Source organism: Tenacibaculum bernardetii, from assembly GCF_029125915.1.
GTDB lineage: Bacteria > Bacteroidota > Bacteroidia > Flavobacteriales > Flavobacteriaceae > Polaribacter > Polaribacter bernardetii.
Genome location: NZ_JAQJCU010000011.1, coordinates 64,014 through 71,800, shown reverse-complemented (window position 1 = coordinate 71,800; position 7,787 = coordinate 64,014). Strand labels below are relative to the sequence as shown.

At 32.6% G+C, this 7,787-nt stretch carries 5 protein-coding genes; 1 reads left to right on the top strand and 4 read right to left on the bottom strand.

Going from position 1 to position 7,787, the window contains the following annotated elements; genetic code table 11:
* The first annotated feature begins 126 nt into the window (after nt 1–126).
* Nucleotides 127–750, top strand: coding sequence for a leucyl/phenylalanyl-tRNA--protein transferase (gene aat / locus P2G10_RS10260; protein ID WP_275316473.1), 624 nt, complete (start codon nt 127–129; stop codon nt 748–750).
* Between the two features lie 109 nt (nt 751–859).
* Here aat and P2G10_RS10255 read toward each other — a convergent pair whose 3' ends face one another.
* The 4 genes from P2G10_RS10255 to P2G10_RS10240 all read right to left on the bottom strand — a co-directional run bounded on the left by P2G10_RS10255 (nt 860) and on the right by P2G10_RS10240 (nt 7,683).
* Nucleotides 860–1,423 carry a hypothetical protein gene (locus tag P2G10_RS10255; RefSeq protein WP_275316472.1) on the bottom strand — a complete coding sequence of 188 codons (564 nt, stop codon included), beginning with the start codon at nt 1,421–1,423 and terminating at the stop codon, nt 860–862.
* A gap of 260 nt (nt 1,424–1,683) precedes the next feature.
* Complete coding sequence (locus P2G10_RS10250) at nt 1,684–3,132, bottom strand: flavin-containing monooxygenase (RefSeq protein ID WP_275316471.1); 1,449 nt, start codon at nt 3,130–3,132, stop codon at nt 1,684–1,686.
* A 2-nt stretch (nt 3,133–3,134) separates the two neighbouring features.
* Entirely contained in the window at nt 3,135–5,060 is a 1,926-nt protein-coding gene (locus P2G10_RS10245; RefSeq protein WP_275316469.1) for a CocE/NonD family hydrolase, read from the bottom strand.
* Nucleotides 5,061–5,175: 115 nt separating this feature from the next.
* Complete coding sequence (locus tag P2G10_RS10240; protein WP_218771326.1) at nt 5,176–7,683, bottom strand: zinc-dependent metalloprotease; 2,508 nt, start codon at nt 7,681–7,683, stop codon at nt 5,176–5,178.
* Nucleotides 7,684–7,787 lie beyond the last annotated feature (104 nt).

The window sequence follows — 7,787 nt, the reverse complement described above, 5'->3', positions numbered from 1 at the left end:
ACGGAATAAAATAGTATCGAGAACTAGTTTTTAAGTATGATTCTTATTCTCGATACAAATTTCATTCATTTCAATTGTGAAATTTACTCGAATTGATAAGGTTTATAAAAGTTTACAATTATATATATGATTTGGTTACCTGAAGAAATAGTATTTCCGCCTTATGAATTCGCAAATGAAGATGGTGTTTTGGCATTTGGAGGCGATTTATCTGCCAAACGGTTAATACATGCGTATAAAAACGGAATTTTCCCTTGGTTTAATGAAGGCGAACCAATTGTTTGGTATTCGCCACAAGAACGTATGGTGTTGTTTCCTCAGGAAGTAAAAGTTTCTAAATCGATGCGTCAAGTATTGCGAAAAGGAGGTTTTACAGTTACCAAAAACAAAGCGTTTAAAGATGTTATTTTTAATTGTCGCCATATTGATAGAAATGATCAGTTAGGAACGTGGATTACCGACGATATGGAAGATGCTTATATTAATTTACACGAAAAAGGAATCGCAAAATCTATTGAGGTTTGGATTGATGATAAACTCGTTGCTGGTTTGTACGGAGTTGATACCGGAAACGGTGTTTTTTGCGGTGAAAGTATGTTTAGCAAAGCAAGTAATATGAGTAAAATTGCTTTTATTCACTTAGCTAAAAATGGCGGATACAAACTCATCGATTGTCAAGTACATAACGAACACCTAGAAAGTTTAGGTGCTCGTGAAATTGATAGAAATGATTTTTTGAAGATGTTGTGATTGGTTTATAGTTGTTTAAGGTTCTCAATATCATAAGTAAGTCCATTAAGCTTATTTATTTAAGAAAAATAAATATAATTGACGAATTTATATCTAATTATGAATTGACTCATGGCTTTCCTTTCCAGTCAGATACAATTTTATTGTTTATTTTGTAAGTAATTTTAGCGTAATCATTTACTAATTCATTCCATTTGTTAATTCGTGCTTTCATGAATTCAGTATGGAATTCACCATTAATCCCGTTTTTACCAGTTTTAACATGTTCTAGTCTGTTAGTCAAATTTTTGATTTTTTTTAGCGTTTGGTTCTGTGTAACAATTTTTCCATTTTCTTTAATATGTGTTGTAATAGTTTCTCGAGGTAAAGTGTAACTCATAAAACCATGAGCTAAAAAGCGCCTTTCACGGTTTAATTGTCCAACTTCATTTTTTATGATATCCCAAGTAGGTTTAAGTTCTATAAGGTGCGTATTTATAAAATCACTTAGGTGTTTCATTTTTTTGTCAAATGAAAAACCCATATATTTCATTAAATGATTGTTTTTAAGTCTTAAGTCAAATTCGGTAGCCGTACATAAAGATGCAAGCCCAAATTCTAATTCTGAAAATGCAATTATATAAGCGCCAATAGCCTCTTTAAATTCTTTATCATTTTTGAAGATGTCTTCCATAATTTTTCTAATGTCTAATACACTTACTCTTTAGTTAGAAAGTATAGCTTAACAACGAATTTAGTCATTTTTACAAGGTAAATCAAGTTAAATAACAACGCGTCATTCTGAATTTATTTCAGAATCACATCCAATATTACGTTGTTTTGATGCGAACCTGAAACAAGTTCAGGTTGACGTAATTGTATAAAATAAACCTCGTAATTTTAATTACGAGGTTTAGTAGAAAAGTATTATTTATGCCAATTTAAAAACAGCTATTAATTGAACTTTAAAGTATCATCTTTAACTGATTTTACACGCAATGTAAAATAATCATAAATCCAATTTTGATATAATTTCCACGGAAATTTACTTCCTTGTTTTGGTAAATTTGCTGCAGAACGATGAATATAACCCGAGTTTAAATTAATAAGTGGTACAGTTTCCATATTCATGTCACTAACTTTAGGTACCACAACTTTATGTCCTTTTTTATCCATTAAATTAATAAGTCGGCTTACATATTCGCTTGTTAAATCGCTTTTTAAGGTCCAAGAAGCGTTGGTGTAACCCGCAAAAAAGATAAAGTTAGGCAGATCATTTAACATCAAACCTTTGTACGTTAATTTATCCGAAGGATTAAAAGGAACATTGTCAATACTAATTTTAGCATCCCCAAAGGCAACTAGCTGCAAACCTGTGGCGGTAATAATAATATCAGCTTCAAGTTCTTTTCCTGATTTTAAACGCAATCCGTTTTCTGTAAAACAATCAATACGATCGGTTTCTATAGATGCTTTTTTCTCTCTTATGGCTTTAAATAAATCGCCATCAGGCGCCACACAAAAACGTTGATCCCACGGATTGTAGTTTGGTGTAAAATGAGGCTCGACAGGAAAACCTTTTAACTGTTTTTTTGCCCCTTTAATGATAAAGTTTCTCATAAAATTAGGAAACTTTTTAGAGGTGTTGTAAAAAGCAATCGAAAAAAGAATGTTTTTAAAACGGATTACTTTATGAGCTGTTTTTTTAGGCAGTGCTTTTTTTAGAAAGCCAGCAACTTTGTCTTTATTAGGTAGCGCACCAATATAGGTTGGCGAGCGCTGCACCATGGTAACATGTGCTGTTTTTTTAGCCATTTCAGGCACTAAGGTTACAGCTGTTGCTCCGCTACCAATAATAATTGCTTTTTTGTTGGTATACTCTAAGTTTTCTGGCCATTGCTGCGGATGAATAATCGTTCCTTTAAAATTAGCCGCCCCTTCAAAATCGGGTGTGTAGCCATTTTTATAGCTGTAATAACCGCTACATGAAAATAAAAATTTAGCAGTATATTGGTGTTTTTCTTTTGTTTTTTGATGCTCTGTAATCACTGTCCAAAGAGCAGATTTTGTATCAAAATTAACCGATGTAACTTTTTCGTTATAGCTTATTTTATCGCGTACCTTATACTCATCAACAGCTTCGTTTAGGTATTCTAAAATAGAGGGTGCATCGGCAAATGATTTAGAAGCGTCCCATGTTTTAAAAGAATATCCGAAGGTATACATATCCGAATCAGAGCGAATTCCTGGGTATTTAAATAACGACCAAGTTCCGCCTAATTCGGCTCTCATTTCAAGAATTTTATAACTCTTGTTAGGGTTTTTTCTTGATAGGTGACAAGCGGCTCCAATACCCGATAATCCGGCACCAATAATTAATACGTCGGTATGATTTGTAGCCATCATTATTTTTTTAATACCGTAAATTCAATACTAGAATCTGAAAAAACTGAATGTGTTTGTGTTTTAAAATCCTTCTCATCTGCTTTGTAAATGTTATCTACATAGGTTTGCGGATTCAAATCGATTAAAGGAAACCACGTACTTTGTACTTGAATTTGTAATTTATGTCCCTTTTTAAATGTGTGAAATACATCTTGTAATTTAATATTTACATCCGTTTTTTTGTTAGGTGTAAACGGTTCTGGATTCGAAAAACTATTTCTAAAACGCCCACGTAAAACTTCGCTACGAACCATCATATGGTAATTGCTTAGTTTTAAGTGCGATTGCATTTCTTTGTTGTCATTTTTTAAATCCGCAGGATGCACATCAATAACTTTAACAATCCAATCGGCAGCAGAACCTGTTGTTGCTACTTTTAATTTTGCTAAAATATCACCAGCTAACGTAAAACCATCTGTTAAAACATCAGTTTCATAAACTAAAACATCTGGTCTACGTGCAGCAAAACGCTGATCATCGGTCATGTATTTACGAGGCGTAAAAACCGTTTTAATATCTTCAGAATAGGGAACAGGTCTTTTAATATCACTGATGAAATCAACTTTAGAATTGTCTTTCTTTGAAGCTGTTAATTCTTGATTTTGTGATAAGAAAAATGATTGCTTTTTTGCTTCTTTTGGAGGCCAAACATCGTATGATTTCCATTCTTTTTTACCGCTATCAAAAACGTATGCTTCAGGTAAGCCGCTATTTTTAGAACCGTCACCTTTTAAGAAATGATTAAAAAATTTAGTTTCGATATTCTTTTGAAACTTTAAAGAAATTGAATCCCCAAAATAATAGTTTCCAACTTTGTTGGCTACTTTATTTCGTGCCCATCCACCATGATCCCATGGTCCAAATACTAACGTATTGTAATTATTAGGCTGATTTTTTTCTATATTTTTATAGGTTTCTAAAGGGCCGTATAAATCTTCCGCATCAAATAAACCACCAACAATCATAGTTGCTACTGTAGATGGAACTTTATCTAAATGTTGAATAATTCCTTTGCTTTGCCAAGTTTCATCATAATTTGGATGCTCTACAATTTCTTTCCAGAAAAAATCATCAATACGTTCTTTATTTTCAGATTTAGCAACATCTAATTTATCATATTGAAAATATTCGTTGAGGTTTTTTAAAGGTCCTTTATCTAAGAAAAATTGATATTGATCTTGCGTATCCATTTTAGGAAAAGAATACCAAGCAGAATCCGTTGGTTGATCTTTGTAAGTTCCGAATAACGAAACAGCTCTGAAATAACTTAATAAAAAAGCACCGTTGTGGTGAAAATCATCAAAAAAGAAATCGCCAATACAAGCTTGTGGTGAGGCTGCTTTTAAAGCTGGATGCGCATCAATCGTAGAAACGGTAGCGTAGTGCCCAGGATATGAAATTCCCCATGTACCAACTTTTCCGTTATTGTTAGCAACGTTTTTTACTAACCAATCAATTGTATCATAGGTATCGGTAGTTTCATCGGCTTGTTTAGGTGTTTTGTTAGGAATATAAGCACGCATATTATCATACACGCCTTCGCTCATCCAACGACCACGAACATCTTGATATACCACAATATTTCCTTCTTTCATTAAAATGGTATTCGGACCAATTTTGGTTTTAAATTTACCGTCTCCATAAGGCCTAGAACTGTAAGGTGTTCTTTGCATTAAAATAGGGTAGGTTTTACTCGTGTCTTTAGGGGTGTAAATAGTAGTATGTAATTTAACACCATCTCGCATGCTAATAGTTACTTCTTTTTTTGTGAAATTATCCTTAACATAAGTGTCTTTAGGGGTTTGAGCAGTTGTTTGTTTTAAATCTTTTTTAGTACAGCTTACTATAAAAAGTAGTAAAAAAGCAAGTTTTAAAAAGTGTTTCATACGGTTTTGTTGATTAATAAAGAGTTATAAAAATAGCGATTCTTTTTTTAAGAATAAAAAAACACCAGTAATATATATTACTGATGTTTTAATAAAAGTCGGGGGGTAATACCTACTATTTATTAGGATTTAAAATAGTATTAACCCTGTCAGCAGCATCCTGTAAGTGGTAACGTGTAATTGTGTTACGAGCGTTAGGAATACTTCTTTTAATATCTTTTTGGATTCTTTTTAATTCGCCTCTAACGACTGCTTTAATATCAGACTGACTAATATTTACAGCAGTTTGTTTAAAATATCCACCGTTTCTTCTTACACCATTTTGATTTTTAGCTTTGTTTAATAAAAAGTCTAAACGATCTAAATGAGCTCTTTGTAAATTTCTTCTGTAACCATCAATTGTTTTGTTACTGTATAATTCAGACCAAACACCTTTTCTAAGATCACTCATCATATTTACAATACTATAAGCTTTGTTACCGTTTAAAATTTCATTTTCAATTAAACGAGTTAAACGACCGGTCTTTAAAATTTTATTTAAAGTACGTACTTGTAAACTTCTAATTTCATCTACAGAACCAGAATATTGTGTTTTAGAAATAATATTTTGATCGATTAACCAAGTAGGCGTTTTAAACAATTCGTTGTTCACAAAAGTTAACGCTCTTTTTTGATGTTCTTTTGGTGTATGCGTATAAACAGCGCCTTCTTGATCGGCAGTTTTAAAGTTTTCGTAAACTCCACCAATATTAGAACTTACATGTCCCATATATCTGTTAAACTGACCAACTAATTGACCATACATTGTTTTTAACTCTTGATAGTCTTCACCGTTTTCGGTAGTCCATTCTTCTAACCTAGGTAAAATACGCTGTAAGTTTTTAATACCGTACGCACTTGCTTTCATAGCATCATCACCTAAATCTTCAGTTTGTGAACTAGGATCGATAGTATTTCTTGATTGTTGATGACCGAATCTATAAATAGGATCTCCTTTTTTGTCGGTAATCCATTTATTTAAGATTTCTTTTTCATCCTTAGCAGTTGTATTTAAAATAGGACGGTAACCCCAGCTCATTGCATACTTATCATAAGGCCCGATGTTTGGCATTAAAGCAACACCTTTATCTTCTGGTTGCGCTACGTAGTTAAAACGTGCATAATCCATAATAGACGGAGCTGTACTAAATTTTTTAGTAAAACTAGCAGAACGTAAAGAATCTACTGGGTAAGCGGCAGAACTACCCATGTTGTGAGGTAAACCTAAAGTATGACCAACTTCGTGAGAAGATACAAAACGTATTAAACGCCCCATAATTTCATCTTTAAACTTGTTTTTTCTAGCTTCAGGATTAATGGCCGCAGTTTGAATAAAGTACCAGTTATGTAATAAGGTCATTACATTATGATACCAGTTAATATCAGATTCTAAAATTTCTCCCGAACGAGGATCACTAACGTGTGGTCCGTTTGCATTCGGAATCGGAGATGCTAAATAACGAACAACAGAATAACGAACATCTTCAGGACTCCATTCTGGATCTTCCTCTTTCGTAGGTGCATCCTTAGCAATAATTGCATTTTTAAAACCTGCAGCTTCAAAGGCAACTTGCCAATCTTCTATACCTTCTTTTATGTATTTACTCCATTTTTTAGGCGTAGCTCTATCAATATAATAAACGATTTGTTTTTTAGGTTCTACTAATTCACCTCTTTTAAACTTCGCTAAATCTTCATCTTTAACTTCTAAACGCCATCTGTCTAAATAAGTAACAGATTTACTTTTTTGAGTATCTAAACCATAATCTGTTTGTGAGCTTGTAAACCAACCAACACGTTCATCGAAATAACGACGCTTCATAGGTACTTTAGGAAGTAAAATCATAGAATTACTTAACTCTAAAGAAACGGCACCAACACTTGAGTTTGATGGTGCTTTACCTGCAACATATGTTTTTACATGGCGAACTTCAATGTTTTGAGGGTAACTACTCATACGTTCGATGTACGAACGATCTTTATCCATTTTAGTAATCTTGTAAGCTTTTCTTCTAAACTGAGGAAATCCGATTGCTTTAACATCCGAAGAAAATAGAGGAGTTGCATCAATAACAGTCGCAGTAGAGTCTTTGCTAAATGCTTTTATAGGAAAAGCATATAAAATAGGCTCGAAGTTAGAGTTTGTAACTGCTTCATGAATTGGTAAGATAGAATCGGCGACAACATTATGAGAAACTACGCGTAATAATATTTTTTTTTGCTTCTTCTCCCAACGTAAAACTTGTGTGTTTTGTTTACCTCCACCAAAACCAATTCCGCTTGCGGTTTTAGCAATCCTGGTAACCATTAACATTTCTCTATTTAAAAGAGAATCTGGAATTTCAAATAAATAATTGCTGTCTTTTGAGTGAACTTTAAATAAACCTTCGTCAGTTTTATGTTTTTTTGTAACAACCTTGCTATAAGGTTTTATGGCATTTTTATCTGGTTTGCTTTTAGGTTTTGCCGTTGAAGTTTTTTTGTCGTTTTTCTTCTTCTTTTTCTTTCTTTGAGCTTCTGAATTTACAGTAAAACCTAAGAAAAAGATTACAATCAATATTTTTGAAAGTAGTTTTTGTGTCATTTTTATTATGCTTGAATTATGAAATCCGAAATTAATTAAATCAAATTATTGTTATTCTTAATTAAATGTTAAAGAATAAGTGTTTTTTTTAGATATAAGATTGA

Excerpts from the sequence above, each read along its gene's own strand:
- P2G10_RS10255 (WP_275316472.1), bottom strand. The coding sequence starts at position 1,423 with ATGGAAGACATCTTCAAAAATGATAAAGAATTTAAAGAGGCTATTGGC.
- P2G10_RS10245 (WP_275316469.1), bottom strand. The coding sequence starts at position 5,060 with ATGAAACACTTTTTAAAACTTGCTTTTTTACTACTTTTTATAGTAAGC.
- P2G10_RS10240 (WP_218771326.1), bottom strand. The coding sequence starts at position 7,683 with ATGACACAAAAACTACTTTCAAAAATATTGATTGTAATCTTTTTCTTA.
- aat (WP_275316473.1), top strand. The coding sequence starts at position 127 with ATGATTTGGTTACCTGAAGAAATAGTATTTCCGCCTTATGAATTCGCA.
- P2G10_RS10250 (WP_275316471.1), bottom strand. The coding sequence starts at position 3,132 with ATGGCTACAAATCATACCGACGTATTAATTATTGGTGCCGGATTATCG.